The sequence below is a fragment of the Mesorhizobium sp. M7A.F.Ca.CA.004.12.1.1 genome, from assembly GCF_003997835.1.
GTDB lineage: Bacteria > Pseudomonadota > Alphaproteobacteria > Rhizobiales > Rhizobiaceae > Mesorhizobium.
This window is the reverse complement of record NZ_RZRK01001136.1, coordinates 1-1,457: the sequence shown is the minus strand read 5'-3', so window position 1 is coordinate 1,457 and position 1,457 is coordinate 1. Positions and strand designations below refer to the sequence as shown.

2 protein-coding genes are annotated in these 1,457 nt (G+C 63.9%); one reads left to right on the top strand and one right to left on the bottom strand.

Translation table 11 applies throughout. The features are described 5' to 3' along the window. The first annotated feature begins 191 nt into the window (after nucleotides 1-191). The gene (locus tag EN984_RS34450; protein WP_127268908.1) at nucleotides 192-866 is read left to right on the top strand and encodes a winged helix-turn-helix domain-containing protein; all 675 of its coding nucleotides are present in this window, start codon (nucleotides 192-194) and stop codon (nucleotides 864-866) included. A 12-nt stretch (nucleotides 867-878) separates the two neighbouring features. Here EN984_RS34450 and ligD read toward each other — a convergent pair. After that, nucleotides 879-1,457 (bottom strand): non-homologous end-joining DNA ligase (ligD, locus tag EN984_RS34445; RefSeq protein WP_206517560.1); only part of this gene is annotated, 579 nt, incomplete at its 5' end.

The window sequence follows — 1,457 nt, the reverse complement described above, 5'->3', positions numbered from 1 at the left end:
GTCCAGACGCTGCAAATGGCGGTCATACCAGCGGGCCAGCAGCCGCGAACGCAGCCAGGTGACGAACGGGAAGAATTGACGGCTGGGGAGCGAGGCTGAGGGGAAAGCGGTTCGTGCGGCCATCGTCGTCTCCTTGATCTCACCTGAGAATAGTGATTATCTGACAAGAACGCTTCGATGAGGAACGAACTATGCGTGAAGGACCCGACATCGCCAGCATCGCCAGCCTGGTCGGCGACCCGGCACGGGCAAACATGCTGAATGCCCTGATGGGCGGCACGGCGCTGACGGCGAGCGAACTGGCGCTCGAGGCCGGCGTTTCGCTGCCGACCGCCAGCTCGCATCTGGGCAAACTGATGGAAGGTGGGCTGCTCACGGTGGCGAGCCAGGGCCGGCATCGCTATTACGGCCTCGCCGGACCGCAGGTGGCCGGCATGATCGAAGCCATCACAGGCGTCGCGGAAGCCGTCGGTCCAAAGCGTGTGCGCCCCGGTCCGCGCGATGGTGCCATGCGGGTGGCGCGCGTCTGCTACGATCACCTCGCCGGCGAGCAGGCGGTGGCGATGCTCGATCGGCTCGTCGCCAAGAACGTATTGGTCCGCGACGAACAGGAGATCAGGCTCGGGCCATCGGCGGCTTCGCATTTCGCGGCGATAGGCATCGACGTTTATACCAAGCCGCGCCGGCCGGTGTGCCGCGCCTGCCTCGACTGGAGCGTGCGCCGTTCGCACCTCGCCGGCACGCTGGGCGCCGCCATCCTCGAGAAGATCCTGGCCGAGAAATGGGCGCGCCGCGAGAAGGACAGCCGCGCGGTGATCTTCTCGCCGCCGGGTAGACAGGCGTTTGAGAGGGTGTTTCTGTCTTGAACGGGCGAAGCGTTAACCCCGCCTCAGAGCCTTGCCCTGCTTAAAGAAATCCGACCACGGATCGGCTTTCGCCAGCTGTTTCAGCGTAGTCTTGCCGCCGATCGGGAAAGCGTTCGGCGCCAAGCCGGCCTCGATCTCTGGCCAGGTCACCGGCATCGACACGGTGGCGCCCTTCTTGGCGCGTGACGAATAGGGCGCGACCGTCGTCGAGCCCCTGCCATTGCGCAGATAGTCGACGAAGATCTTTCCAGTGCGCGCTTTTTTCGACAGCGTCGCCGTGTAGCGGTCGGGGGCACCCTGCTCCAGCGCACGGGCAAAATCATGGGCGAAGGTTTTGACCTCATCCCAATCCGCCGCTGGTCTCAGCGGCACCATGACGTGAAAACCCTTGCCGCCCGAAGTCTTGACGAAATTCGGCAGCGACAGCTCGTCGAGCTTGCCCCTGATATCGAGTGCCGCCTCGCGGACCGCTTTCACGTCGATACCTTCATCGGGATCGAGATCGAAGATGATCTGGTCGGGCTTTTCGATCTCGTCGATCGTGCACCCCCAGATGTGGATCTCGACCACGCCATACTGGACCAGTGCGTC

What these genes read in the sequence shown, in the direction of transcription:
- EN984_RS34450 (WP_127268908.1), top strand. Translation starts at nt 192, where the DNA reads ATGCGTGAAGGACCCGACATCGCCAGCATCGCCAGCCTGGTCGGCGAC.